Source organism: Dactylosporangium sp. NPDC050688 (assembly GCF_040654515.1).
Classification (GTDB): domain Bacteria; phylum Actinomycetota; class Actinomycetes; order Mycobacteriales; family Micromonosporaceae; genus Dactylosporangium.
In genome coordinates, this window is the sequence record NZ_JBFAIC010000038.1 from 23,609 (window position 1) to 49,180 (window position 25,572).

The following is a 25,572-nucleotide window of genomic DNA, read 5'->3' on the forward strand; positions in this document are numbered from 1 at the left end:
CAAGAGATGCTTGACAGCGAATCCCCGGCCCTGGAGATCGACCGGTTATCCATTCGTTACGACGGACAGGAGCACCCGACGGTCTCCGACTTCTCGATGACCGTGCCGCGCGGCGCCGCTGTCGCGCTGGTCGGCGAGAGCGGGTCGGGCAAGTCCACTGTGCTTCGATCGGTGATCGGGCTGCTGCCCAAGAACGCCCGGATCGAATCGGGATCGATCTCCTTCTTCGGCCAGGAACTGGTCGGCCTGAACGACACCGGATTCGCCAAACTCCGCGGCTCGAGCATCGGATTCGTCTACCAGGACCCTGGCCGCTCATTCAACTTGAACCGGCGGATCGGCCCGCAGGTCGCTCGGGTGTTGCGGTACGTGCGGCCCGATCTGCCGCGCGCCGATCGGCGGGGGGAGGTCGTGCGGATGCTGGGACGTGTGGGGCTCGACGGTGCCGTGATCGCCGACCGCTATCCGTTCCAGCTCAGTGGTGGCGAGCTGCAGCGGGTGCTCATCGCGACCGCGACCCTCGCCGGGCGCCCGCAACTGCTGGTCGCCGACGAGCCCACCACCAGCCTGGACGTCACCATCGAGGCCGAGATCCTGAAGTTGCTCCAGGAGATCCGCCGGGAGCTGGATCTCACGCTGCTGCTGGTCACGCACGATCTCGGGGTGGTCAACGAACTCTGTGACCAGGCCGTGATCCTCAACCTGGGTGCGGTGGTCGAAAGGGGCGCCGTCGCCGACGTGCTGGGCGACCCGCAGCACGATTACACGAAGGCCCTGATCAGCAGCATTCCCAAGCTGCCCGAGCCGGCAGGCAGGTTGGTATGAGCACCGAGGCTACGCGGACCGACCGGCAGTCCGGTGCGGTACAGCCCTTGGTCACGGCCCAGGACGTGACCAAGTACTACGGATCGAGCAGCCGCGGACTGTTCTCCCGCCGTTCCGCAGGCGCAGCGGCCCTCAAAGGGGTGAGTCTCGCGGTGGGGGCGGGGGAAACCCTCGCAGTCATCGGCGAGAGCGGCTCAGGCAAGTCGACGCTGGGACGTATCCTGCTGCGGCTCACCCCATGCACTGCCGGCAAGGTCTTCTTCGACGGTCAGGACGTGCTGGCGCTCAGCGAGACGGACCTGCGGGCGCTGCGCCGGCGCATGAACTACATCTTTCAGAACCCTTTCGGCGCGGTGAACCGCCGGCACACCATCGAACGTGTCCTCGCCTCGCCGCTGAAGGCCTACGGCCTCTACCCCGACGGGGCGAGGCGGGAGCGATGCGAGGAACTCCTGGAGATGGTGCATCTGTCGCCGGCGCTCCTGGACCGCTTCCCGCACGAGCTCTCCGGAGGCCAGTTGCAGCGGGTGGTGATCGCTCGCGCACTCGCGACGGGACCGGACTTCGTGGTCGCTGACGAACCGACGACGGGACTGGATGTCATCACCAGCGCCAAGCTCGTCGAGCTGCTCAAGAGCCTGAAGGCGAAGCTCGGACTCTCGCTGATGTTCATCAGCCACGACCTGCGAACGGTCGCGCAGATCGCGGACCGGATCGTGGTCATGCGCAAAGGCGAGATCGTGGAGACGGGCACCTGCTCGGACATCCTCGCCAACCCGCAGCACCCCTACACGCAGAAGCTGATCGACTCCGTCCCGCGTCTGCCCGAGTCGACCCGAGCCGTTGGTTCCCCGGCCCAGGTCTTCGCGACAGAGGAGCGCCGGGAAGAGGCGGGGGCTGCCATCGACGTTGCGATGTCGGCGCGCGGCGAACGGACGGGAGAACCGACGTGGTAGCACCGCCGCAGACCATCTACTCATCGATCGGCGGGCAGCCGCACGACTCGGGCGAATGGCTGGAGCGGGAGAACCCGGCGTACCCTGCGCGGATCGTCGGACGGGTCAGTGTCGCGTCGGTCGATGCGGTCGGCGAGGCGATCGTGGCCGCAGACCACGCGTTTGAGCGCTGGCGCCAGGTGCCGCTGAGCTCACGCGTGGAGCAGGTGCTCCGGGCGTGTGAAACCGTGGCACAGCAGGAGTCAGCCCTCGCCGAGCTGCTCGTTCTCGAACTGGGCAAGGTTCGTGCGGGCGCAGTGGGGGAGTTGCGATTCGCGCACACCTATGCCCAGTACTGCGCTCGCACCGTCGTCGATGTGCTCAAACCAAGGACCACCACCGACCGCCAGGGCCGGCTGGAGGTCGAGCACGAGCCGTTCGGGGTGGTCGCGGCGATCACCCCGTGGAACGCTCCGGTGATCCTGGCCTTCCTCAAAGTGATACCGGCGTTGCTGACAGGCAACACGGTGGTGCTGAAGCCGTCACCCCTGGCGCCCTTGACGATCACGAAGGCGCTGCAGAGCATGGGAGATCACCTCCCCGCGGGCGTCCTGAGCGTCATCAATGGTGACGGCCCCGTCGGAGACGCGCTCGTCAGCCATCCCCTTACCCGCAAGGTGGCGTTCACTGGCGGCTCCACCGTGGGCCGCAAGATCATGGCCACGGCCGCGAGGAACCTGATCCCGTCGGTGATGGAACTCGGGGGCAACGATGCGGCGATCTTCCTCTCCGATGCCGACCTGTCGGCTCCGAACATGACGCGCGCGGTTCTCGGCTCGTTCCTGTCCGGCGGCCAGGTGTGCATGGCCGCCAAACGTCTGTATGTGCATTCCTCGCGGATGGAGGAGTTCGTCGACTCCTACCTGCGTATCGCCCGGGACGCACTGGTGGTGGGGGATCCGGCCGAGGAGGGGGTCACCCTCGGACCGCTGGTCAGCCGCGCCCAGGTGGATCGGACTCGTGCGCTGAGCGACGCCGCCGTGGCGGATGGCGCCCACGCCCACGTTCTGGGGACCGTGCGTTCGGCAACGGTCGTCGAGCAGGGCTACTTCATGCTGCCGACGTTGCTGACGGGCGTCGGTGACGGTGATCGAGTGGTCACCGAGGAGCAGTTCGGACCCGTCGTACCGGTCATGGCGTTCGATGACGAGGATGAAGCCGTACGCCGGGCGAACGACGATCCGCTCGGGCTGGGGTCGTCGGTGTGGAGCGCGGACGTCGACCACGCGTTCGAGGTCGGCAGGCGGCTGCAGACCGGCTACACGTTCATCAACTCCCACAACCGCTTCGGTATGACGCTGCAGGCGCCGTTCGGAGGCGTCAAGGGCAGCGGCTTCGGGAGGGAGTACGGCCCCGACGGCGTGCTGGAGTACGTCCAGACCCACTCGCTCTACGCGCCCTCGCTGAACGACGAAGCGGTTGGGGGCTATCCTGAGCCGGGCGACGACTGAGCCGCACGCACCCTGTGCCTGCCGAGAATACCGTCCGAGCAGCCCTGATCCCGAGCGTGAGCAGTGCCCCACGGGCTCTCCGCTGAGCCACTGCCGCAGCTCGTCTGGCACGTTCATCGAGCTCATCGAGATGGCTGACTGTCATCTGTCAACCGTGGTACCGTTTCGCGGTGGGTGAGCCCGAAATCGTTCGCAAGTCACGCCGGATCGGCTCCGAGCGGGCGACCGTTGCGACGCTGGCCGAGCGGGAGCTCCGCGAGATGGTGCTCGGTGGCGAAATACGCCCGGGCGAGCGCCTCAACGAGGTGGTGATCGCTGAGTCGCTGGGCATCAGCCGTGGCCCGTTGCGCGAGGCGATCCAGCGGCTTGCCTCCGAAGGCATTCTCACTATCGTCACCCACAAGGGCGCTTACGTGCATTCGGTCACCGAGGCCGACCTGCGTGATTTGTACGAACTGCGCATCGCTATCGAGTCCTACGCTTTGCGGCTCGGCGCCGACCGGGCATCCGAAGAGCAGATCGCGCAACTTCGCGCCGAACTCGACCGTACGCGGGACATCCTCGAAGAGTCGGATGCGCCCTACCCGTCCAAGATCGATATTCACGAGCAGTTCGTCGCACTCGCTCACAACCAGGCACTACGCACGCAGACTCAGGAAATACACGGCCGACTGCGACTGGCCCGGGCCCGCTCAGGAAACGACCCCGACCGGGCCCGCGCGGCTTACAAGGAGCACGTCGCCATCCTGGAACGCATCACCGAGCGCGACGGCCGTGGCGCGGCCGACCTCATGGAGCAGCACCTGAAGTCCGGGCTGGACAACGCGCTGCAGGTGATGCGGGCAAGGACGTAGCTCAGCCCTTTCGAGTCAAGGGCGGCTCAAGCGTCGCGCCGGTGGAACACGGCGCCGGCGGCCAGCAGCGCGCACGCCGTCCAGGCCAGGCTCGCCGCCGTGCCGCGGGACGGGTCCAGGGCGGCGGTGTCCGGCAGGGCGGCGCCCCACCGGTCGCGCAGCAGCGGGAAGGCGACGAAGTACCCGGCCAGCAGCAGCACCACGGCCGCCTCGGCGCGGCGCAGCAGGGTCCCGGCCGCGGCGGCGAGCAGCGTCGTGAGCGTCAGGTACGCCGTCGCGGCCGGGGCCCGCCCCGCCTCGCCGGCCGGCACGGTGCTCGTCGCGGCCACGGCAGCGGCGAACGGTGCCGCCACCGCCGCCAGGGTGAGGGTCTTGGCGCCGTACAGGGGCAGCCGGCGGGGCATCGAGAGCAGCGTCGCGCGGACCTGCTCGCCGCCCTGGTGCTCCGAGGCCGCGGCCAGGGCGCCGAACACGAGGAACCCGGCCTGCGTGTAGCCGAGCGGCCCGAGCCCTGAGCGCTGCCCGGCCGCCGCGGAGGCGTACGCGAGCAGGGCGGTCGCGGCGAGCGTCAGCAGCGCGGTCAGCCGCAGCGACGGCAGCGTCACCAGCTTGCGCAGCTCGGCGTGCAGCGCCGTCACGCGTCGCGCCGGTGGAACAGGGCGGCGCCGACCGCCAGCAGCACCGCGACCCAGCCGGTCATCACCAGCCCGGCGGTCACCGGCGCGACCCGCACCGGGAAGTCGGCCGTGCGGATGAACATCTGCGCGCCGACGATGTCCGGCAGGTACACGGCGAGGTCGGTGACCTTCGTCAGCAGGTACGACACCGACACCACCGTGCTGTTGACGATCAGGAACGTGAGCGGGACGACGCCGTTGCGGGTGATCAGCGTGACGGCGTAGGCGAGCAGCGCGGTCAGCACCCAGTACAGGACGGCGGCGGCGATGCGGGCCGGTGCCGGGACCGGCACGTGCCCGCCGAGCAGGACCTGGGTCAGGGTGAGCACGGCGGTGGCGACGAGCGCCGCCTGCGCCGCCGCGACGAGGATCAGCGCGGCGGCCTTCGCGGCGAGCAGCCGCAGCCGGCCGGGCATCGCGGTGAGGGTCGCGGTCAGCTGGCGGGCGCGCGGCGCGTCCGGGCCGGTCGACGTGTACTCGCTGCTGACGATGACGACCCCGAGCACCATCGGTCCGATGAGCCCGATCCCCAGGTCCTGCAACCCGAGGTCGGACGGGTCGGCGATGGTGCCGTCGGCGATGGCGCGGCGGGTGTACGGCGCGTTGAGCAGCACGATCGCGGGCGCCAGCAGCGTGCCGGCGGCCAGCCCGAGCCACGCGGTCGGCAGCCCGAGCAGCTTGCGGACCTCGGCGCGGACCGCGTGCCGGAACGCGGTCACCACGCGCCGCCGGTCTCGGTGGCGGTGAGCGCGAAGAACGCGTCCTCGAGCGTCGCGTGCGCGCCGGTGACCTCGGCGAGCCCGCCCTGCGCGAGGATCCGGCCGCGGTGGATGACGACCACGTCGTCGGCGATCTCGGCGAGCTCGCCCATCAGGTGGCTGGACAGCAGCACGGTGCGGCCCTGCGCCGCCTGCGCCCGCAGGAACCCGCGCATCCACCGGATCCCGGCCGGGTCCAGGCCGTTGACCGGCTCGTCCAGGACCAGCACCGCAGGGTCGCCGAGCAGCGCCGCGGCGAGCCCGAGCCGGCGGCTCATGCCGAGGGAGTAGCGGCCGGCCCGTTTGCCGGCGTCGCCGGTGAGGCCGACGACGTCGAGGACCTCCTCGACGCGGCCGGCGGGCAGCCCGTTGCTGGCCGCGACCCAGCGCAGGTGGGCGCGGGCGGTGCGGGCCCGGTGCGCGCCGCTGCCGTCCAGCAGCGCACCGACGACGGTGATCGGGCGGCGCAGGTCGCGGTACCGGTGGCCGCAGACGAGCGCGGTGCCCCGCTGCGGGCGGTCCAGGCCGAGCAGGACGCGCAGCGTCGAGGTCTTGCCGGCGCCGTTCTGCCCGAGGAACCCGGTGACCCGCCCGGGCCTCGCCTCGAGGGTCACGTCGTGCAGGACCTGCGTCCTGCCTCTGCGTTTGCTGACGCGATCGATGGTGATCATAGGGCGAGTCAACCGGGGCGGGCGCCGCGGTGCATCGGCCCGCGCTCGCAACACGGCGCCCGCCTCGGACCGTGGGCTCTCAGACCCTGGTCTGAGCACTACAGTCGGCGTGGTGAACGCCCACCCGCGCCCGTCGGGGCGCTTCAGCGTCCTGCCGGTGCTCGTCATCGCGGCGCTGGTGCTGCTGATGGCCCTGTGCACCGTCGGCGGGGAGGGCCCGGCCGCCACGGTGGTGCCGTGGGCGATGGTCGCCGGGGCGGCCACGGCCGCCGGGTGGGCGGTGCGGCGGGCCCGCGCCGACCGCCGGGCCTACGAGTCGCGGCTGACCGCGTGGGCGGCGTCGGAGGCGGTGCTCGCCGAGCGGCTGCGCATCGCCGGAGACCTGCACGACATCGTCTCCCACGGCCTGGGGCTCATCACCGTCCGCGCGGCGGCGACCCGGCACCTGCCGAAGCCGCCCGAGGTGGCGGCTGCGCTCACCGACATCGAGGACGCGAGCCGGCACGCGACCGCGGAGCTGCGCCGGATGCTCACCGTGCTGCGTGAGCCGGAGACCGCCGGGCTGCGCGCGCCGCTGGACGGCCTGGACGACCTGCCCCGCATCGTGGACGGCGCGGCGGTCGCCGGGCTGCGCACCCGCCTCACCGTCGAGCCGCTCGGGGAGGTGTCGCAGGGGGTGCAGGTCGCCGTGTGCAAGACGGTCCGCGAGGCGCTGAACAACGCCGCCCGGTACGCCGGCCCGACCGACGTGCGGGTCGAGGTGCACCGTGACGGGCGGCACGTGGTGGTCGCGGTGTCCGACGCGGGTCCGGGGCACGACGGCTGGCACGCCTCGCCGGGCGCCGGGCATGGCCTCGCCGCCCTGCGCGAGCGGGTCGGCAGCCTCGGCGGCATCCTGACCGCGCAGCGCGTCGACGCCGGCTTCCGCGTCACCGCCCGCATCCCGGACGGGCCGGCGTGACGGAAGCAACGGGTGGCATCCGTGTCCTGCTGGTGGACGACCAGCCGCTGCTGCGCCACAGCCTCGCGATGATCATCAACAACGAGCCGGATCTGGCCGTCGTCGGTGAGGCGGGCGACGGGGCCGACGCGGTCGCCCGCGCCCGCGCGACCCGGCCCGACGTGATCCTCATGGATGTGCGGATGCCGCACCTGGACGGCCTGCAGGCCACCCGCCGCATCTGCGCCGACGCGTCGCTGTCCGCCGCCCGGGTGCTGGTGCTGAGCATGTTCGAGCTGGACGAGTACGTGTACGAGGCGCTGCACGCCGGTGCGTCCGGGTTCCTGCTCAAGGACGCCCGCCCGGAGGAACTCATCGAGGCGATCCGCCGCACGCATCGCGGCGAGTCGCTGTTCGCGCCGTCGATCCTCACCCGGCTGGTCGCGCACTACGTGGCGGCGCCCCGCCCGGACCGCCCGACGCCGGCGCTGCGCCGGCTCACCGGCCGCGAGGTCGAGGTGCTGACGCTGATCGGCGGCGGGCTGTCCAACGACGAGATCGCCACCGCCCTGACGATCTCCGTGAAGACGGTGAAGACGCACATCACGCACCTCATGGCGAAGCTCGCGGCGCGCGACCGGGCGCAGCTGGTGATCGCCGCCTTCGATGCCGGTCTGGTCCGGCCCCGCCCGTGACCACCTGCGGAACCAGGGCCGGAAACCGCCTCGCGCGCCCCGGACTGTAGCGGTACAGTCTGCGCATGACGTTGGCCGCCGCGCCGCGCAAGCGGCCACTCAGTCGTGCGCTGCTCCCGCTCGGCCTGATGTTCCTCGCCGTCGGCATCTCCGTCGCCGTCGTGTTCCCGTTCCTGGCGCTGTTCCTCAGCACCGACGTGCACGCCGGGCCGGCGCGGGTCACGGTCTTCCTGATCGTCTCCCCGCTCAGCGGCGTGCTCATCTCCTCCCTCGTCGCCCGCGCGTCGGACCGCTGGCCGATCCGCCGGCGGATCCTCATCGCCGCGGCCGCGGCCGGCCTCGTCGGCAGCCTCGTGACGGTGTTCGTGCGCGACTACTGGGTGCTGCTCGCGCTGGCCGTCACCGCGACCGCGTTCGCCGGTGCGCTGTTCCCGCAGTCGTTCGCGTACGCCCGCCAGATCCTCGAACGCGACAACCCCGGCCGCGCGGCGATGGGCATCAGCACGATGCGCACCGTGTTCTCCCTCGCCTGGGTCGGCGGCCCGGCCCTCGCCGCGGTGCTGCTGGAGGTCGGCGGGTTCGGTCTCGTGTACGGGCTGGCGGCCGCCATGTACGCCCTTGCCATCCTCGTCGCCGTGGTCTGGCTCGACGAGGTCGGCCGCCCCGAGCCCGGCGCACCCGAGCCCGAGACCGGCCCCGTCACCGCCGCCGGCCCGCCGGCCCGGTGGGTGCTGCCGGTCACCGTCGTGGCGTTCGTGCTGATGCAGGTACCGATGACACTCGTCGTGCAGGCGCTGCCGCTGTTCATCCGGGAGGACCTGCACGGCGACCCTTCGCGGGCCGGGCTCATCCTCGGCCTGTGCGCCGCCCTGGAGATCCCGCTGATGCTCGCCCTCGGCGCGCTGACGACCCGGTTCAGCCTGCGCCTGCTGATCGTGCTGGGCAGCGCGTGCGGGGTCGCCTACTACGCGATCGGCCTGGTGGCGCCGGACCTGTGGGTCCTCGCGGCCGCCCAGGTGGTCAACGCGCTGTTCATCTCCGCGGTCTCCGGCGTCGGCATCTCCTACATGCAGGACATGCTGCCCAGCGAGCCCGGCCGGGCCACCACCCTGTTCACCAACACGTTCCCGATCGGCGCCATCGTCGCCGGCCCGCTGCTCGGCCTGGCCGCCCACCTCGGGTACCGCTCCGCGTTCGGCATGGCGACCGCCCTGTGCGCGGCCGGCTTCCTGCTGCTGCTCGCCACCGCGGTCCGCCGCCGCCCCGCCACCGCCGGGTACGCGGTGCGGTGACCGTCCGGCCGGACCGTCGTGTTCCCACGGACACCCGACACGGCGCGGTCGGTCCTTCACCGCGCGTGCCGGCCCTGCGATGATCTGCAACGACATTTCCCGCTGTCGATCGTGATCGCATGAGCAGCCCGGAGCGCAGCGGAGGTGGCGGCATGAGCGGTCCGGAGCGCAGCGGAGGGTTGCGAATCATGGGCTCAGGGTGGGGGCTCAGGGCGGCGCCGGAGCGCAGCGGAGGTGGCGGCATGAGCAGGCGGGAGACGGTTGGTGGATGCCCGGCGGGTCGTCTCGATCGTCGCCACGCGGCGGGACGGCCACCGATACCACGGCTCCGGCTACCAGGTGACGCCGACCACCGTGCTGACGGCGGCACACGTACTTGCCGACGCCACCTCGGTCGAGGTGCGGTTCGACGCCGGGGGCGCCTCGGCGCGCACGGTGCCGGGCACGGTACGGTTCGCCGACGACGACGCCGACCTCGCCGTGCTGAGCGTGCCCGCCGGAGCTGACGGCGGGCGGCAGCAGGTCGGCCGGCTGGCCGACGAGCCGGCCATTCTCGACGTCGCGATCTTCGGCTATCCCCGGTGGAAGGTCCGCGAACCGGGCGCCTCGACGCCGGCGCGGTTCCGGGTGCTGGCCCACGAACCGGGCAGCGTCGCCGTCCTCGCCAACGGGCGCGAGTCGACCCTGCAGGTGACGGTGGCGCCGCCGGCCGCCGACCCGGCCGGCGTCTCGCCCTGGGAGGGCATGTCCGGTGCGCCGGTGTTCGTCGGGGACCGGTTGATCGGCGTGGTGACCCACCATCACCCGCGGGAGGGCCTCAACCGGCTGACCGCCGCCCGGATCGACCGCTGCCTGGACGCACTCGACACCTCCGCGGCCACGGCGTTCGCGGCCGCGCTCGGTCTCGCCACGCCGGACGACCTCGCCGACGTGGTCCCGCCGTCGCGTGCGGCCACGGTGGCCTCCGCGTACCAGGCGCAGGTCCGCGACATCGCGCCCCGCCACGGGCTCGTCGACCGGGAACGCGAGCGGGACGAGCTGACGGCCTTCTGCGCGGGCGACGAGCCCTACCTGTGGTGGCAGGCCGGCCCGTGGGCGGGCAAGACGGCGCTGCTGTCCACCTTCGTGCTCGACCCGCCGGCCAACGTCGTGGTGGTGTCCTTCTTCATCACCGCCCGGCTGGCGAGCCAGACGGACAGTACCGCCTTCACCGAGGCGCTGCTGGAGCAGCTGTCCGCGTACCTCGGCCAGCCCCTGCCGGCGCTGCACGTGCCGGCCAGCCGCGACGCGCACCGGCGGCGCCTGCTGCTGGAGGCCGCCGACCACGCGGCCCGCAAGGGGCAGCGCCTCGTGCTGGTCGTCGACGGCATCGACGAGGACACCGGCGCCGATGTCCGGCCGGCCCTGCCGAGCATCGCCTCGCTGCTGCCGAAACACCCCGCCGCAGGGCTGCGGGTGCTGCTGGCGGGCCGGCCACACCCGCCGATACCGCACGACGTGCCCGCCGACCACCCCATCCGCACCTGCCGGGTCCGCAGGCTGGACCCGTCACCCTGGGCCGGCGAGATCGCCAGGGAGGCACGGCTCGAGCTCAGCCGGCTGCTGTCCGCCGGCGGCCTGCGCCGCGACATCGTCGGGTGCATCACCGCGAGCGGTGGCGGTCTCACCATCGACGACCTCGAACACCTCACCGGCGGTGCCCGCGACGAGATCGAAGACCTGCTCGGCGGCGTCTTCGGCCGCACCGTCCAGGGCCGCACCGACCCCGCCGCCGCGGCGCCGCAGCACGTCTACCTCTTCGCGCACGAGACCCTGCGCACGGAGGCCATCGCGAAGCTCGGCCGCATCCAGCTGCAGCGGTACCTGACCAGGATCCACGCCTGGGCCGACGAGCACCGCGACCGCGGATGGCCCGACGACACGCCGACGTACCTGCTGCGCGCATACACCCGCACGCTCACCGCGGACCAGGACCACCGGCGCCTCGCCGCACTCGCCCTCGACGGCCGGCGCCGCGGCTGGCTGCAGCGGACCACGAACGCCGACGCGGCGGCCCTGAGCGAGATCACCACCGCACAACAGCTGATCCTGCGGCAGCCGGAGCCCGATCTGACCGCGACGGCGCGGCTGGCGTACCGGCGCGACGAGCTGCTGGACGGCACCGCACACATCCCGGCCCGCCTGCCGGCACTGTGGGCCACGCTCGGGCACGCCGGACGCGCCGAAGCACTCGCCATGAGCATCAGCCGCCCTGACCCGAAGCGCGAGGCACTGACCGGCGTGATCGAGGTGCTCGTCGCGAACGGCGACGACCGCCACGCGGAGCGGCTCCTCGATGCACTGTCCGATCCCGACCACCGCGCGGTGGAGCTGTGGCGGGTGGCGAGCGCGGCCGCCGACCGGGGCGAGCACGACCGGGCCGAGCGGCTCGCCCGGTCGGTGACCGAACCGCAGCGCTCGGTGCTGCTCGCCCGGCTGGCGACGGCGGCGGCCGCGGCGGCCGGCGACGACGACCGGGCCGACCGGCTGGCCCGGGCCGTCACCAACGCCGGTGAACGCGCGCTGGTGTACGTCCGGCTGGCGGAAGAGGCCGCGGCCGCCGGCCGGCACGACCGGACCCGGCGCCTCGCCGGGCACGCCGAGCGGGCCCTCGCCGGCCTGCGGAACGAGGCACAGCTGACCGAGGCGCTGACCTCGCTCGCCGAGGCCGTCGCGGGCTGCGACCCCGGCGGGGCGGCCGCCCTCATCGACCGCGTCGAGCGGCTGGCGCAGGCCGCCGGAGACCCGGAGGTGGCGTGCCGGAGCCTGATCCGCCTGCTGCCCGTCGCCGCTGCCGGCGACCGCGGGCATGCCGAGCGGATTGCGCAGACCGTCGGCCGCCGCTGCGGACGTTCGCGGCTGCTGCCGCAGCTGGTGGAGCAGGCAGTCGCGGGCGGCCACCGCGACCTCGCCGAGCGGATCGTCCAGGCCGGCGCGCCACCCGGCCGGGACGCGCAGGCGATGGCGGACTTCATGGATGCCATGATGCTGCGCGAGCGCTTCGACGTCGCCGAGCGGCTCGCCGACGCCATGGCGGATCCGCGCCAGCGGTGCCAGGCGTTGCTGGGCCTGAGCGTCGCGGTGGCCGCGGCGGACGTGGTCCTGCCCGGGCAGCCGGTCCTCGACCGCGTGATGGACCTTGCCGCCGCGATCAGAGACCGGGAACTGATGCAGCAGGCGGCAGACCTGTCGATCGGCGGACCCGACGCGTTCGACCGCTCCGACGCGCCCGCCACCGCCGGCGGCCACCGGCAGCTGACGCTGATCGAGCTGGCCGCCGCGTGCCTCGCCGCCGGTGACGACGAGCGGGCCGAGCGCCTCATGGTGGCGAGCGGCAGGTATGTGCGCGTCCAGGCGCTGATCGGGGCGGCCGCGGCGCGCACGGCCGACGGTGATCCGGCGGGCGCCGACCGGCTGGCCGGCCGCGCGCAGCGGCTGATCGTGGCGGCCGACGCGGCGTATCCGCAGGCGCTGCTGCTGATCGAGCTGGCGGAGGCGGTCGCCGATGGCGGCGACCATGACCGCGTCCGCCGGCTGGTCGACGCCGCAGAGCGGGCCTTGCAGGCCACCGGGCGCCGGCCCCTGCCGCTGGCCGACCTGCTGGCCCGGCTCGCGCACCTGGCGGTGACGACGGGCGACCGCGGCCGCGCGGAACAGCTCGCCGAGCAGGTCTGGCACGTGGATCTGCGCGGGGCCGTCCTCGCCAGGATCGTGGACCTGGCCCTCGCCGACGGTGACCTCGACGAAGCAGAGCGGGTCGCCGCGACGGTGGACGGTATGCTCGAGGCGGACGTCGTGACCCTGGTGTCGGAGGCCGCCCTGGCGGCCGGCGACCTGGACCAGGTCGACCGGCTCATCTCGACGATCTTCAGCCCGTATGACCAGTGGACGGTGCAGGCGCGACTGATGCACGCGGCCGCCGGCCGCGGTGACTTCGACACCGCGGAGCGTTTCCTGCGGCCGATCGAGGACTCCCGCGAGCGGGAGCACGCCCTGGCCCGGCTGGTCGGCATGGTCGCCGCCGCCGGTGATGACGCGCGCGCCGAGCGCCTGGCCGCGGCGATCGGCAGCCCGGCACGGCTGGCGGAAGTGTGGGCCGAAGCCGCGGAGGCGGCCGCGGCCGGCGGGACGTACGACCGCGCCGAAGCGATGGCCGGCCGGATCGCCGACCCGGTCCGGCAGGCGGCGGTGCTGACCGGAGTGGCGGTCGCCGCCGCGGCAGGCGGCGACCAGGAACGGGCCCGGCGGCTCGGGGAACGCATCGAGCGGCTGGCCCGGGCCGCGGCCGATCCCTACGAGCGGGTGCACGACCTCAGCCGGCTGGTCGACGCCGTGGCCGCCCTCGGCGACCACGGCCGTGCCGGGCGGCTGGCCGGGCGCGCCGCCGAACTGGTCCCTGCCGTGACCAGACCGGACCGGCAGCTGGAGGTGCTGGCCCGGCTGCTGCGGGCGGTCGCCGGCGACGGCGAGCAGGTGGGGCGGCTCCTCGACCGGTCCGGGCGCCTCGTGGACGCCGCCGTCGCGGCCGGCTGCCGCGCGCAGGCGCTGGCCGGGCTGGCAGTGGCCGCCGCCGGGCACGCCGCGGCGGTGGCGCTGACCGAGCGTGCCGGGCAGGCCGCCCGCGCCGCCACCGACCCGCAGGACCGGGCGCAGGCGACGGGCCTGCTGGCCCAGGCGATCGCGGCTGGCGGTGACCACAGCGCGGCCGAACGCGCCGCGACGGCCATCGCGGACGCGCACGTGCGGGCCACCGCGGTCATCCGGCTGGTGGCCGCGGCCGTCGCGGACGGCGAGCCCGGCCGCGCCCGCCGCCTGGCCGGCGAGGCCGAACGCTGCGTCGAGGCCATCGCCGACCCGTACCGGCAGGCGGACGCGTCGCTGCACCTGCTGAAGGCGACGGGGACCGACCCGCACGAGCGCCTGCGCGCCGAGCGCCTGGCCGAGCACGTCGAGCGACTGGTCCCGTCCATCTCCAGCATGTTCCCGCAGGTGGAGGTGCTGACCCGGCTGGTCGCGGCGGTCGCGGCCCGCGGCGACCACGCCCGCGCCGCCCGGCTCGCCGACCGGGTCGAGGAGCTCAGCCGGGCGTTCGCGGGCGCGGACCGCAGAGCCGAGGCGTTGGCCGGGCTGGCGGAGGTGGCACTGGCCGGCGGCGACCACGAGCGGGCCAGGCGCCTGGTCGGCCTCGTCGAGCAGGACGTCCAGGACATCCACAACCCCAACCTGCAGGGCCAGGCGATTGCCCGGCTGGTGCAGGCGGCCGCCACGCTCGGCGACCACGAGCGGGCCGAGGACCTCGCCCGGGCGACGACCGACCTCAACCACCGGGCGCGCAACCTCAGCCTCCTGGCGCAGGTGCTGCAGGCGCGCGACGAGCCGGTCCGCGCCCGCCAACTGCTGGCACAGGCATGGACCATCGGCCGGTGGAGCGTCCCGGTCGGCATCGCCGGTCCGCTGGGGACGGCGGCGGTCAAACGCCTCGCCGATGAGGTCCTCACCGGTTGACGGCGGAGCCATACATGTAGCGGACACGGTAGTGCGGGACGAGCGGGGGCGCGCTACCGTTCCGAGCCATGAGTTCCGTTGCACTGGCGGAGGAGTTGCTCCTGCTCGCCTACGATGACGAGTCCGGCAAGGCCACCGGCTCCCACATCGGCCTTGACCTGGGCATGGCCGCCGGGGTCCTGGTCGATCTGGCGCTCGCCGGCCGGCTGGCGTACGCCGGCGGGATGATCGTGGTCGTCAACGCGGCACCGACGGGCGAGCCGATCGCCGACGAGGTCCTCGCCCGGGTCGCCGCCGACACCCCGCACACGCCGGCGTCCTGGCTGCAACGGCTGCGGCACGGGCTGCGCGACCGGGTCCTCGCCGACCTGTGCGGCCGCGGCATCCTGCGCGACGTCGACGAGACCCAGCTCGGCTTCATCCACGTGCACCGGTACCCGACCGCCGACCCGACCGTCGAGGACGAGCTGCGCGCCCGGCTGGGCCGCGCCCTCACCGGCGACGACGTGCCGGACGAGCGCACCGCCGCCCTCGCCGCGCTGGTGGCCGCGGCCCGGATGGAGCCCGCGCTGTATCTCAGCGGCGACGAGATCGTGGCGGCGCGCCAGCGGCTGCAGGAGATCAGCGACCACGCCGGCTTCACCGGCACGGTCAGCATGGAGGAGTCCTCGATCCGCCCGTCGGTGGCGCTCGTGGTGAGCGTCCTGGTCAAGGCGATCCAGACCGCGCTCGGCACCGCCCGCCCCGCCGCGCCCACACCCGACGCCGTCAACTGACCGACGTCCGCGGCGGGCGTCCGGGCCCGCCGCGACGATCAGTAGCATGGCCCGGATGCGCCACGTGAGCGACCAGCAGCGCCGCGCCCGGCTCGCGGTCCGGCACGCCCTCGCACCGGCGCACCGTGCCGGCACCCCGGAGGCGGCCACCCGGGCGATGACCGTGCTGCACGCCACCGAGCCGGCCACCGTGCACCTGGCGTGCCGGGCCCGCGTCGCCGACCTGCACCCCGCCGACGTGGACCGCGCCCTGTACCAGGACCGCATCCTGGTCAAGCAGCTCGCGATGCGGCGCACGCTGTTCGTGTTCCCGCGCGACCTGCTGCCGGCGGTGTGGCCCAGCGCGTCGGCACGGGTCGCCGCCACCGAACGGGCCCGCCTCGCGAAGGACGTCGTGCAGTCCGGTCTCGCCTCGGCCGGCGGCGACTGGGTCGACCAGGCCCGCGCCGCCGTCCTCGACGCGCTCGCCGGCGCCGCCGACGGCCGGCCGGCCGCCGACATCCGCCGGGCCGTACCGATGATCGACGTGACGCTCGCGGTCACCAACGCCGACCCGAAGGCCGCGACGCGGGTCCTGACCTACCTCAGCGCCGCCGCCGACGTGGTGCGCGGCGTCAACGCCGGCGGCTGGCACGTGTCCCGCCCCCGCTGGACCCCGATGTCGCAGTGGCTGCCCGACGCGCAGTCGTGGTGGACCGCCGCCGACGGCTACCGCGAGCTGGTGCGCCGCTGGCTGTACACCTTCGGCCCGGGCACCGAGGACGACCTGGTCTGGTGGTTCGGCGCCACCAAGGGCATCGTGCGGTCCGCGCTCGCCGCCCTGGACGCCGTCGCGGTCTCCCTCGACGGCGGCGGCACCGGCTGGCTCCTGCCCGACGACCTCGACGACGTCGCCGACCCGGGCCCGTGGGCGGCGCTGCTGCCGGTGCTCGACCCGACCGTCATGGGCTGGCAGCAGCGCGACTTCTACCTCGGCGGACCCGCCGCGCCGCACCGCGACCTGCTTTTCGACCGCCGCGGCAACGCCGGCACCACCGCGTGGGTCGACGGCCGTGTCGTCGGCTGCTGGGTCCAGGACCCGGCGGGCGTGGTGGAGGTGCGGCTGCTCGAGGACGTCCCCGCCGCCGCCCGCCGCGCCCTGGACGCCGAGGCCGCCCGCCTCACCGAGTGGTGCGCCGGGTTCCGCGTCCCCAGCGTGTACCGCTCCCCGGCGATGCAGGGTCACTGACCGTCGTGCGCACCGTCCGTCACGCCGCCGCTGGCGCGGCGGGCTGCGAGCCGGCCCGCCGGGCAACGGGGCGTCGCAGGAGCTGCGGTACACCTGGAACGGCGAGTACTTCCAGCGATGACAGCGGCGTCAGGCCGGGGCGGTGCGGGACTTCAGCCAGTCGAGCATCTGCGGCAGGATCTCCATGGCACCGAAGTGCGCCGCGCCCGGCTGGACCTGCACCTCGCAGCGCGCCAGCTGCCGCGCCAGCCACCGGGTGTGGCTCACCGGGGAGAAGTTGTCGTCCTCGCCGTGCCACAGCCGCACCGGCGCGGTGATGTCACCCAGGTCGAAGCCCCAGTTGCCGCGCAGCGCGAGCGCGTCGTCGATCCAGCCGTCGGCGCCGAGCCGCAGCGCCTCCGCGTAGGTCTCGGCGAGCAGGCGCCGGATGGACGTGTCGTCGACGATGCGCCGGTCCGGGTCGCGCAGCTCGTCGCGCAGCACCTCGATGAGGCTCTCCGGGTCGCGGCGGATCCGTTCGGCCCGCAGCCGGATCCGCTCGGCGAGCGTGGTCGGGCTGGCATCGGCGATCGTGTACGCCTCCACGTTGGAGTCGGCCATCCCGCCGAACCAGTCGAGGTCCGGCGCGTCTGCCGGGGCCACGCTGACCAGCACGGCGGCGGCGATGACCTCGTCGGGTCGCTGGGCGGCGACGGCGAGCGCGTGCGGCCCGCCGCCGGAGCGGCCGACGACCCCGTACCGGTGCAGGCCCAGGTGCTTGACCAGGATCCCGACGTCGTCGGCGGCGTCGGCGACCCGCCGGTCGGGCAGCCGGGTCGAGCCGTTGTAGCCGGGACGGTCGTAGGAGATCAGGCGGATGCCGAGCCGGTGCAGCACGATGTTGCGCGGCCGCGGGCCGCTGCTGCTGCCGGGGGTGCCGTGCAGGAGGAACACCGGCAGGCCGTCGTCGGGGCCGGCGACCTGATACGTCAGCACCCGGGTGCCCGTGCGGACCTCCAGTCTCGACCGTTGTTCGGGCACCGCAGTCCTCCTGTGTGCTCGCCGCGTGTCCGAAAAAGATACACAACGTGGATCCGCGATCGTCACCGGTTGGTGGCAGTCGGTGACGGTATCAGTACGGGTGCGGATCGAGGACCCGGTAGAGGTACCGCCGCTCCTCGAACGCGGCCACGACCGGGTGCGCGGCGCCGAGCCGGGCCCGCAACCGGGTCAGCACCTGCACCGCGTCGACGTCGACGGGCTCGTCCCCGGACGGCCGGTGCCGCAGCAGCAGCGCGACGTTCGCCGCGCACCGCAGCGTGTCCGGATGGTCGGGGCCGATCCGCCGGCGCAGCCGGTCCAGCAGCAGCCGCAGGTCCTGCAGGACGGTTGCGTCCGGCTCCAGCTCGGCCGCGCACACCGCGACGTTCATCCTGGCGGCCAGCACGTACGGGTGGTCCAGCGGCAGGGCCGCGGCGAAGCCGTCCGCGGCGTCCCCGGCGCAGTGCAGCGCCTCCGCGAGGACCCCGGCGCCGCGGTCGACGGCCGCCAGGTTGTTGAGGCACGCGATCGTGTGCGGGTGCCGGTCGCCGAGCCGGTGCCGGTACGCCTCGTGCACACCGGTCATCTCGCGCCGGGCCGCCTCGAGGTCGCCGAGCGCGTAGATGTTCACGGCGCGGCTCAACCGGCAGGCGAGGGTGTCGGGGTGCTCCGCGCCGAACCCGTCCAGCAGCCGCTCGTACGCGGACTCCAGCAGGTCCTCCGCCTCCTGCGGGCGGCCCGCGCCGCGCAGCGACACCCCGAGGTTCGCGCGGGTGTTGAGCGTGATCCGGGCATCGTCGCCGTGCACGCGGATCGCGGTCTGCAGCACCTCCCGCAGCAGCTCCACGGAGCGTTCGTGGTCGCCGGCGTCGCGCAGGTCGCGGGCCAGCATCGAGGCGGAGTGCAGGGTCGCGCCGTGCTCCGGGCCGAGCACGACCCGGCGGCGCTGGTACACGTCCTCGTCGTGGCGGCGGGCCGCGCGGAAGTCGCCGAGCAGCCGGTGCGAGGCCGCGAGGTCGCTGTGCGCGGCGAGCGTGCGCGGGTAGTCGTCGCCGTAGTCGCCGGACCACGCCGCGCAGGTGCGCTGGTCCAGGTGCAGCGCCTCGGTGTACCGGCCGAGCGCCCGCAGGTCACCGGCCAGGCCGCCCGCCGTCATCAGCGTGTACGGGCTCGCCTCGCCCAACAGGGTGCGCTGCTCGGCGAGGACCGCCTCGTCGGTGGCCAGCGCGTCGGTGAACCTGCCCCGGTCGCGCAGCAGGTTGGCGAGGTTGGCGCGCAGGCTGAGCAGCTGCCGGCGCAGCACGTCGCGCGCCACCGGGTCGCTCTCCCGCTCCGGCAGCAGCTCCTGCCAGCGCGCCGCGATCCACGCCGCGGCCTGCTCGCCCTGCGCGTAGGCGGTGCTCAGCCACAGCGCGCGGACCCAGTCGACGAGCAGCTCCCGGACCGCCTCGTCGGCGCAGTCCACGGCGCCGCAGATCGCCAGGTGCGGCCACAGCATCCGGAACCCGGCGGCGTGCCGCAGGTCGTCGACGTCGCCGCTGGGCCGCACCGCGGCGAGGATGAGGTGCACGTCGTGGCGGGCGGCGGCGATCTCCTCGGCCGACATCCGCTCGCGCACGACATGCTGCAGCAGGCGGTGGACGTGGATACCCGCGCGCACGTCCAGCTTCAGCAGCGCCAGCCGGTTGATCTGCTGCACCAGCCGGGCCCGTTCCATGCGGTCGGCGGCGCGCGGGTCGTACGGGCGCAGCGCCTCACCCATCGCGTCGCTGTAGATCAGGTCCGGCGCGATCTGCGGCGCGAGCACCGAGCACAGCTGCAGCAGCCGGTACGCGCCGGGCGAGCGCTGCTGCAGCACGCTCAGCGACAGGTCCCAGGTCTTGCCGATCTGCCACGAGCTGGGGTCGTCGTCCGGCAGCGCCTGCGCGTCCTGCTGGAAGATCTGCCGCAGGTAGCGCTCGACGGGCATGCCCGTGTCGGCCAGCCAGGCACCGGCGGCGGCGACCGCGACCGGCAGGTCGCCCAGCGCGTCGGCGACCCGGTGCGCGTCCTCGGTGGAGATCGTGCCGAGCCGGCGGCGCAGCAGCGTGATGCTGTCCCGACGGGCGAACACCTCGACCGGCATCGTGTCGACGGTGTCGCGCCACTGCAGGTTGCGCGAGGTCAGCAGCACGTGCCCGGCGCCCTGCGGCAGGAAGGGGCCCAGCGCGCCGATCTCCTCGGCGTTGTCGAACACGATGAGCCAGCGCAGGCGCGGGAAGTCGGCGCGGGCCAGCGCCGCCAGCACCGCCTGCGGGGTCTGCACCGCCCGGCCGTGCAGCCGGCCGCCCAGGTCCAGCAGCTGCGTGTCGACGAACTGCGGCGGGTCCGCGTCGATCCACCACACGATGTCGTACGCGGTGCGGTACCGGTAGGCGTACTCCATCGCCAGCTGGGTCTTGCCGACGCCACCCATGCCCTGCAGCACGACCGGGTAGGAGCCGGGCAGCATCGCGGTGCCGTCGAACTCCAGCAGCCGCTGCCGCAGCTCCCGCAGCTGCTCCTCGCGGCCGGTGAAGCGCAGGTTGCGGGCCGGCCCGTGGAAGATCGCCGGCGGCGTGCCCGGGTACCGGCCCACCTGCACCGCCACCCGGGCGACGACCTCCTCGTCGCGGCGGCCGACGAGCCGCAGGACCGCCTCGACCGCGTCGTGGTGCTGCTGGCCGTGCAGGTGCGCCGACAGGTTGGACGGGTAGCGGGGCAGCGGCGCCAGGTCGGTCAGGTAGACCGCCAGCGGCAGGCGGACGCCCGGGTCGTCGCGGGGCAGCACGCTGCTGTCGGCGCCGCTGTACGAGCGCGACAGCAGCACCATCGTGCGGGCCCGGACGGTGCCCTGCTCGCCGGGGCGCCGCCACGGGTCGTTGACCCGCACGTCGACGCGCTGCAGCACCCGCTCCGCCCACTCGGCCCAGACCTGGTCGGCCGGGGCGTACCGCAGCGTGATCTCGTCGTCCTGGGTCACCACCTGCCGGCGGAACCGGTCCAGGCCCCGCGTCCGGTCGGCCTCCGGCAGCTCCGCCAGGGCGGTCACCCGCTGGTCGGTCAGGTAGCCGGTGAGCCGTTCGTACGCGGCCAGCAGCGTGTTGCGCGTGCCCGGCGGGTCACCGAACGCGGCGAGGGTCTCCTCGAAGGCGTAGAACGCGCTGTAGGGCACCTCGACGTCGGACCAGTACCTCGCCCGCTCCGGCTCGGCGAGGTGCTCGGGGAACTGCGCGAAGCGGTGCATCGCCAACGCCCGGCCCGCGTCCAGCTTCGGCTGCTCCGCGAGATGGTCCACGCGCACCGGCACCGGCAGCACCCGGATGTTGCGCGAGCGGTACGTGCGCGCCACCCGCCGGGCGATCATCGCCGCACCCTCGATACCGTGGTCGCTGAGGGTGAAGCAGTCGACCAGCGTGTCCGGCAGGTGCAGGGTGCAGATGTCGGCGAAGTCGCTGAGCCCGGCGCGGGCGTCGATGAGCGTGTAGTCGTAGTCGCGTTTCATACTGGCCCGCAGCGCCTCGAAGAACAGCGCGCCCTCGCGGGCCTCGAAGAACGCGTCCCAGTCCAGGCCGCCGACGCTGACGCGGTAGTCCTGATTCTGCCGGCCCGCGGACAGGAAGTGCAGCTCGCCGCCGGAGCGGAATCCGGTGTTCAGCGGGAACGCCAGCCGCCTGGCCCGCGCCTGCTCCTCGTGCCAGTCCGACGGCCGGCGCGGGTCCTGGCGGGCGCTGATGTCCTCGTACTCGCGGATCAGGTCGATGACGCCGCCCTGGTTGTCGAACACGCCGGCGTCCATGAACGGGTGGAAGAAGCGGTGCAGGCCCGGCGACTCCAGGTCCCAGTCGGCGGCGAGCACCTTGTGCCCGGCGGCGGCGAGGATCCACGCGACGTTGGCCAGGGCCATCGTCCGGTCCCCGCCGCCGGTGAACGAGTAGAACGTGATGACGTGCCCGCGCCGGTCGTCAACCATCGCCACGCTTCCACGGCCGCGGCGCTGTGTGCTGCGGCTCCAGGATGAACACCGGCGCCTGCCGCAGATGCCGCCGGCGGGCCTCGGTCACCAGCACCGGCACCGCCTCCAGGAAGTGCCGCAGGTCGCGGGCCTCGACCACGCACGGCGCCACCGTCTCACCGGCCAGCCCCGCGATCCGCCCGGCCAGCTCGGCGCCGACCTGGAACTGCGGGTCGCGCCGGTCGACCACGACCACCGGCAGCACCCACGACGGCAGCGCCGACAGCGCCGCCCGCACCCGCGCGGCACCGCCGTCGCCGGCGGCCACCCACGGGTCGACGAGCAGCACCGCCGCGCTGTCCGAGCCCGCCGCAGTCTGGGTGGCGGTGGTCGTGGCGGGCTGGGTCACGGTGATCGGTGCCGTACGGGCCGGCAGCCCGAGCCGCTCGGCGGTGATCGCGACGTAGTCGGCCAGCGGCCGGGCCTGCGGCTCCGCGAACGGCCGCCACTGCCCGGCGTCGGCGCCGTAGACGTGCCCGGCGCGCCCGTCCGGCGCGTCGTCGGCGGTGCGGGCCAGGACCGCGACGACGAGCTGGGCCGGCGCCCCGGACGGGTCCTCGACGTCCTGCGGCGCGGGCGCCCACGACGGCCCGATCGGGTGGTGCTCGGCGACATCGACGATCCGCGCGGCGATCCGGCGCACGATCTCGCGGTACTCGTCACCGTACGAGCGCAGCATGCACAGCGCCCGCAGGCCGTTGTCGGCGTACCCCGGCACCCCCTCACCGATGACGAGCGCGTCGCGGATCTCGGTGCGCCGCTCCCACGTCAGCAGCGGCGACCACAGCACCGGCAGCAGGTGCCGCTGCCGGTCGGCGCCCTCACGCAGGTGCCGCAGCCGCCGCTGGAACGAGGTCCGCTCGCGCAGCGGCCACGCCTTCTTGAAGTACCCCGGCGAGTACAACGCGACGAACACCTCGGCGGACCCGAGCGCGCCGGCGAGCGCGGCTCCCCAGTCGCCGCCGGGCCGCAGCAGGTCCTCGACCAGCCCGGCGCCCGCGACGGCGTCGGGCCGCGCGAGCTCGCGCACGGCGGCGGTCAGGTCGTCGTGGAACACCCGCACCCAGTGGTCGGTGTCCACCGGCACCTCGTCGACGGCCGGCGCCGAATGGGCGTAGCTCAGGAAGAAGTAGGAGCCACGCCGCGCCGGGGACCCTGCGTCCACGGACCACCTCGATTCGCCGTGCTCGCCCCCCGTCCAGCATAACCACCGAAATCGATGTAAGGCGATTCCCCGACGGAGCGACGGCACGCCGCCCGCCGGTGTCTCGCGCGAAGGTCAGGTCCGCGGCGCAGGAACCCGGCCGGCCTGGGTGGGGCCGGCCGGGTCGTGGTGGCGCGGGTCAGCCCCGGATGACGTTGCGGGGCTCGAGGGAGCGGCCGGTGACGAGCAGGCTCTCGTGCTTGCTGATGTCGAGGTTGGAGCCGTCGATGAGGGCGCCCTGCAGGCGGCCCGGGTAGACGAGGGTGTCGGCGCGGGTCAGGCGGCAGTTCACGGCCATGCGGCGGTGGTCGGAGTTGTTCGGCGGTGAGCCGTGCATGGTGCGCTCGCTGAAGATGACGAAGCTGCCGCGGGGCATCACCATCGTGGCGACGGTGCCCGGGGCCGGCTCGAAGTCGGTGAACTTGGCCAGCAGCGCGTCGAAGCGGCCGTGCAGGTACCCGGTGAGCTCCTCGAGGCTGGCCGCGGCGACGTCGTACCCGTCGAGCCAGTTCGCGGTGTCGATGTCCAGGACCAGCTCGCTGCGCCGGGTCCGGTCGGCGACCTGCTCCTTGGTGAGCCCGACGAACGGCTCCTCGTAGAAGGCCGACTGCGTCATCGGTACCTTTACCCACGGCACCTTCGTGGTGTTGGTGCCGGCGGCGAACTGCAGCGGGCCGTTCTCCGGGGTGACGTCGTCGAGGGCGACCCACACCGTGAGGTCCCAGACGTCGTCGCCGTCGCCGGCGGGCTGCAGGGAGGGGGTTGAGTTGCCGATCTCCTCGCCGTCGAACTTGCCCCACTCCTGGTGCCAGCCGATGGCGTCGGCGCCCGGCGGCTTGTAGAAGATCTTCGAGCGCCACAGCAGCAGGTCGGGGCCGAGCAGCTCGACGACCCGCCCGACGATGGCCTCCTGGGTGAACACGCGCTCCAGGTCGGGGTCGACGAGGTGCCAGTCGCGCAGCGCGTACCGGCCGTACAGCGGCTGGGTGTGCCGCTCCTCGACGATGCGCTCGCACCGGTCGGCGAGCTCGGCCAGCTCCTGGTCGGGCAGGCCGAGCGGGAACGGCCCGGCGAATCCGTCGCGCCAGAACCGTGCCACGCCGTCGGGGCCGAGTGTGCCCGGCCCTTCGGTTGTCAACGTGTTGGTGCTAGTCACCTAGCTCCTCCTGATCGTCATTGATCGGCAGAGGTGTGCCCCCGTGCGGTCGCCAGGGGCTTCGAACCTCCCAACGTGCCTCGCCGCAGACTACGGCACCGGCCCATCGACGGCTGCCCCTTCGCGGCGTGATTGCGCGTCGTCGGCGATCAATGCGTCTGGTGTTTCGGGTTTGCCCGGCGCCGATACTTCAGCTTCGGCGCGGACGGTGTCGACGGTCTTGATGCCGGCCAGCACGGCGAGCACCGCCGCGGCGGCGAGGGCGCCGCAGATCCAGAACACGGCGCCGCCGACGCCGGCGAACAGGGCGGTGCCGATGACGGGCCCGACCGAGTAGCCGACCTGGTTCGCCACGGTGGTCGCCGCGATGTACCGGGCCCGCAGGTGCGCCGGCGCGACCACGCCCGGGTAGGCGAACATCGACGGGCTCGCGACGACCTCGCCCATCGTCCACACCAGGGTGGCGACGACGAGGCCGGCGATGCCCAGCTCCACGCCCCACAGGGCCAGGCCGGCCCCGGTCAGCGCCATGCCGGTCGCGACCGCGGTCCGCGGCTGCCAGCGCTGGGTGACCTTGGTGACCGGCACCTCGAGGCAGATGACGGTGAGGGCGTTGAGGGAGACCAGCGCGCCGAACACCTCGGGCCGGTAGCCCAGCTCGTCCAGGTGCAGCGACAGCGTGGCCGGGCCCTGGATGTACACGATGCCGTTGACCAGCAGGGCGAACAGGAACAGCACGAAGGCCCCGTCGCGCAGGACGCGGCCGTAGCTGGCCGGCAACGGCGCGGCCTCCCCGGCGGTCGCCGGCTTCCCCGCGGGCGCGGACACCGACGGCAGCGCGGTGAGCACCAGCACGCCGAACAGCGCCGAGGAGCCCGCCTCGACCCAGAACAGCAGGTCCCACGACACCCGCGACAGCAGCGCACCGAGCACCGGCGCGACCAGCACCCCGACGTTGAACGCGAGCCGCCAGAACGCCATCACCATGACCAGCTGCCCCGGCGGCGTCGCCTCGGTGATCATCGCCTGCGCGGGCGGGCGCCAGATGCCGTTGAGCGACGCGGCGGCGAGCGCGGCCAGCACGACCAGCCACGGGTTGCCGGCGTTCGCGGCGCCGATCAGGGCGGTGATCAGTGCGGCGGTCGAGAACATCGACAGCGCCATCGCGAAGCGGTACCCCATCCGGTCGGCGATCGCGCCGCCGATGAACGCGCCGGCGATGCGGCCCGCACCCCACGCGCCGAGCGCCAGCCCGGCGTGGAACGGCTCGAACCCCTTCTGGGTCAGGTACAGCGTCAGGAACAGCATCAGGAAACTGCCGACCGTGTTGACGAGCGTCCCGATGAGCAGCACCCAGACCGGCAGTGTCATGGCGCGCACGGTCCGCATGACCGTCGGTGGAGCCTCGGGGGTCATGGCGCAGAACTCCATTCGACGGGGAGATTCACGGGGG

At 73.6% G+C, this 25,572-nt stretch carries 18 protein-coding genes; 10 read left to right on the forward strand and 8 right to left on the reverse strand.

Annotated elements, in window-relative coordinates; genetic code table 11:
• Window positions 1–6: 6 nt before the first annotated feature.
• The 4 genes from AB0H83_RS30430 (at window position 7) to AB0H83_RS30445 (ending at window position 4,125) form a co-directional block, all read left to right on the forward strand.
• Window positions 7–825, forward strand: coding sequence for an ABC transporter ATP-binding protein (locus AB0H83_RS30430; protein ID WP_360100690.1), 819 nt, complete (start codon window positions 7–9; stop codon window positions 823–825).
• A 65-nt stretch (window positions 826–890) separates the two neighbouring features.
• A complete protein-coding gene (locus tag AB0H83_RS30435; RefSeq protein ID WP_360100693.1) occupies window positions 891–1,781 on the forward strand; it encodes an ATP-binding cassette domain-containing protein in 891 nt (296 codons plus the stop codon).
• On the forward strand, window positions 1,775–3,271 hold the full coding sequence (locus AB0H83_RS30440; protein WP_360100696.1) for an aldehyde dehydrogenase family protein: 1,497 nt from the start codon (window positions 1,775–1,777) through the stop codon (window positions 3,269–3,271). The genes AB0H83_RS30435 and AB0H83_RS30440 overlap by 7 nt, the downstream gene beginning before the upstream one ends.
• A gap of 170 nt (window positions 3,272–3,441) precedes the next feature.
• A complete protein-coding gene (locus AB0H83_RS30445) occupies window positions 3,442–4,125 on the forward strand; it encodes a GntR family transcriptional regulator (protein ID WP_360100699.1) in 684 nt (227 codons plus the stop codon).
• A 26-nt stretch (window positions 4,126–4,151) separates the two neighbouring features.
• Here AB0H83_RS30445 and AB0H83_RS30450 read toward each other — a convergent pair whose 3' ends face one another.
• Genes AB0H83_RS30450 through AB0H83_RS30460 form a run of 3 tightly spaced genes read right to left on the reverse strand, consistent with a single transcriptional unit; the run spans window position 4,152 to window position 6,231 of the window.
• Window positions 4,152–4,763 (reverse strand): hypothetical protein, encoded by a 612-nt coding sequence (locus tag AB0H83_RS30450; protein WP_360100702.1) that lies wholly within the window; start codon window positions 4,761–4,763, stop codon window positions 4,152–4,154.
• Window positions 4,760–5,524 (reverse strand): hypothetical protein, encoded by a 765-nt coding sequence (locus AB0H83_RS30455; protein WP_360100705.1) that lies wholly within the window; start codon window positions 5,522–5,524, stop codon window positions 4,760–4,762. The genes AB0H83_RS30450 and AB0H83_RS30455 overlap by 4 nt, the downstream gene beginning before the upstream one ends.
• Complete coding sequence (locus AB0H83_RS30460; RefSeq protein WP_360100708.1) at window positions 5,518–6,231, reverse strand: ATP-binding cassette domain-containing protein; 714 nt, start codon at window positions 6,229–6,231, stop codon at window positions 5,518–5,520. Before AB0H83_RS30460 ends, AB0H83_RS30455 begins: the two co-directional genes overlap by 7 nt.
• 112 nt (window positions 6,232–6,343) lie before the next feature.
• Between AB0H83_RS30460 and AB0H83_RS30465 the strand changes: the two genes are divergently transcribed.
• The 6 genes from AB0H83_RS30465 to AB0H83_RS30490 all read left to right on the forward strand — a co-directional run bounded on the left by AB0H83_RS30465 (window position 6,344) and on the right by AB0H83_RS30490 (window position 16,706).
• Window positions 6,344–7,192 (forward strand): histidine kinase, encoded by an 849-nt coding sequence (locus AB0H83_RS30465; protein ID WP_360100711.1) that lies wholly within the window; start codon window positions 6,344–6,346, stop codon window positions 7,190–7,192.
• 17 nt (window positions 7,193–7,209) lie between these two features.
• Window positions 7,210–7,866 (forward strand): response regulator transcription factor, encoded by a 657-nt coding sequence (locus tag AB0H83_RS30470; RefSeq protein ID WP_360100906.1) that lies wholly within the window; start codon window positions 7,210–7,212, stop codon window positions 7,864–7,866.
• A gap of 65 nt (window positions 7,867–7,931) precedes the next feature.
• Entirely contained in the window at window positions 7,932–9,158 is a 1,227-nt protein-coding gene (locus tag AB0H83_RS30475; RefSeq protein WP_360100714.1) for a sugar efflux transporter, read from the forward strand.
• A 264-nt stretch (window positions 9,159–9,422) separates the two neighbouring features.
• A complete protein-coding gene (locus AB0H83_RS30480) occupies window positions 9,423–14,702 on the forward strand; it encodes a trypsin-like peptidase domain-containing protein (protein ID WP_360100717.1) in 5,280 nt (1,759 codons plus the stop codon).
• A 68-nt stretch (window positions 14,703–14,770) separates the two neighbouring features.
• Window positions 14,771–15,478, forward strand: coding sequence for a GPP34 family phosphoprotein (locus AB0H83_RS30485; protein ID WP_360100720.1), 708 nt, complete (start codon window positions 14,771–14,773; stop codon window positions 15,476–15,478).
• Between the two features lie 55 nt (window positions 15,479–15,533).
• The gene (locus AB0H83_RS30490; RefSeq protein WP_360100723.1) at window positions 15,534–16,706 is read left to right on the forward strand and encodes a winged helix DNA-binding domain-containing protein; all 1,173 of its coding nucleotides are present in this window, start codon (window positions 15,534–15,536) and stop codon (window positions 16,704–16,706) included.
• Between the two features lie 129 nt (window positions 16,707–16,835).
• Here AB0H83_RS30490 and AB0H83_RS30495 read toward each other — a convergent pair whose 3' ends face one another.
• The 5 genes from AB0H83_RS30495 to AB0H83_RS30515 form a co-directional block, all read right to left on the reverse strand.
• Window positions 16,836–17,726, reverse strand: coding sequence for an alpha/beta hydrolase (locus AB0H83_RS30495; protein ID WP_360100726.1), 891 nt, complete (start codon window positions 17,724–17,726; stop codon window positions 16,836–16,838).
• A gap of 91 nt (window positions 17,727–17,817) precedes the next feature.
• Entirely contained in the window at window positions 17,818–21,717 is a 3,900-nt protein-coding gene (fxsT, locus tag AB0H83_RS30500; RefSeq protein WP_360100909.1) for an FxSxx-COOH system tetratricopeptide repeat protein, read from the reverse strand.
• Window positions 21,710–22,924 (reverse strand): TIR-like protein FxsC, encoded by a 1,215-nt coding sequence (locus AB0H83_RS30505; protein WP_360100729.1) that lies wholly within the window; start codon window positions 22,922–22,924, stop codon window positions 21,710–21,712. Before AB0H83_RS30505 ends, fxsT begins: the two co-directional genes overlap by 8 nt.
• 178 nt (window positions 22,925–23,102) lie before the next feature.
• The gene (locus AB0H83_RS30510) at window positions 23,103–24,119 is read right to left on the reverse strand and encodes a phytanoyl-CoA dioxygenase family protein (RefSeq protein ID WP_360100732.1); all 1,017 of its coding nucleotides are present in this window, start codon (window positions 24,117–24,119) and stop codon (window positions 23,103–23,105) included.
• A 90-nt stretch (window positions 24,120–24,209) separates the two neighbouring features.
• Window positions 24,210–25,490, reverse strand: coding sequence for an MFS transporter (locus AB0H83_RS30515; protein WP_360100735.1), 1,281 nt, complete (start codon window positions 25,488–25,490; stop codon window positions 24,210–24,212).
• Window positions 25,491–25,572 lie beyond the last annotated feature (82 nt).

Bases quoted from the DNA above. Each gene is read 5' to 3' on its own strand.
- AB0H83_RS30485 (WP_360100720.1), top strand. From the start codon at position 14,771: ATGAGTTCCGTTGCACTGGCGGAGGAGTTGCTCCTGCTCGCCTACGAT.
- AB0H83_RS30430 (WP_360100690.1), top strand. From the start codon at position 7: ATGCTTGACAGCGAATCCCCGGCCCTGGAGATCGACCGGTTATCCATT.
- AB0H83_RS30460 (WP_360100708.1), bottom strand. From the start codon at position 6,231: ATGATCACCATCGATCGCGTCAGCAAACGCAGAGGCAGGACGCAGGTC.
- AB0H83_RS30475 (WP_360100714.1), top strand. From the start codon at position 7,932: ATGACGTTGGCCGCCGCGCCGCGCAAGCGGCCACTCAGTCGTGCGCTG.
- AB0H83_RS30515 (WP_360100735.1), bottom strand. From the start codon at position 25,490: ATGACACTGCCGGTCTGGGTGCTGCTCATCGGGACGCTCGTCAACACG.
- AB0H83_RS30490 (WP_360100723.1), top strand. From the start codon at position 15,534: ATGCGCCACGTGAGCGACCAGCAGCGCCGCGCCCGGCTCGCGGTCCGG.
- fxsT (WP_360100909.1), bottom strand. From the start codon at position 21,717: ATGGTTGACGACCGGCGCGGGCACGTCATCACGTTCTACTCGTTCACC.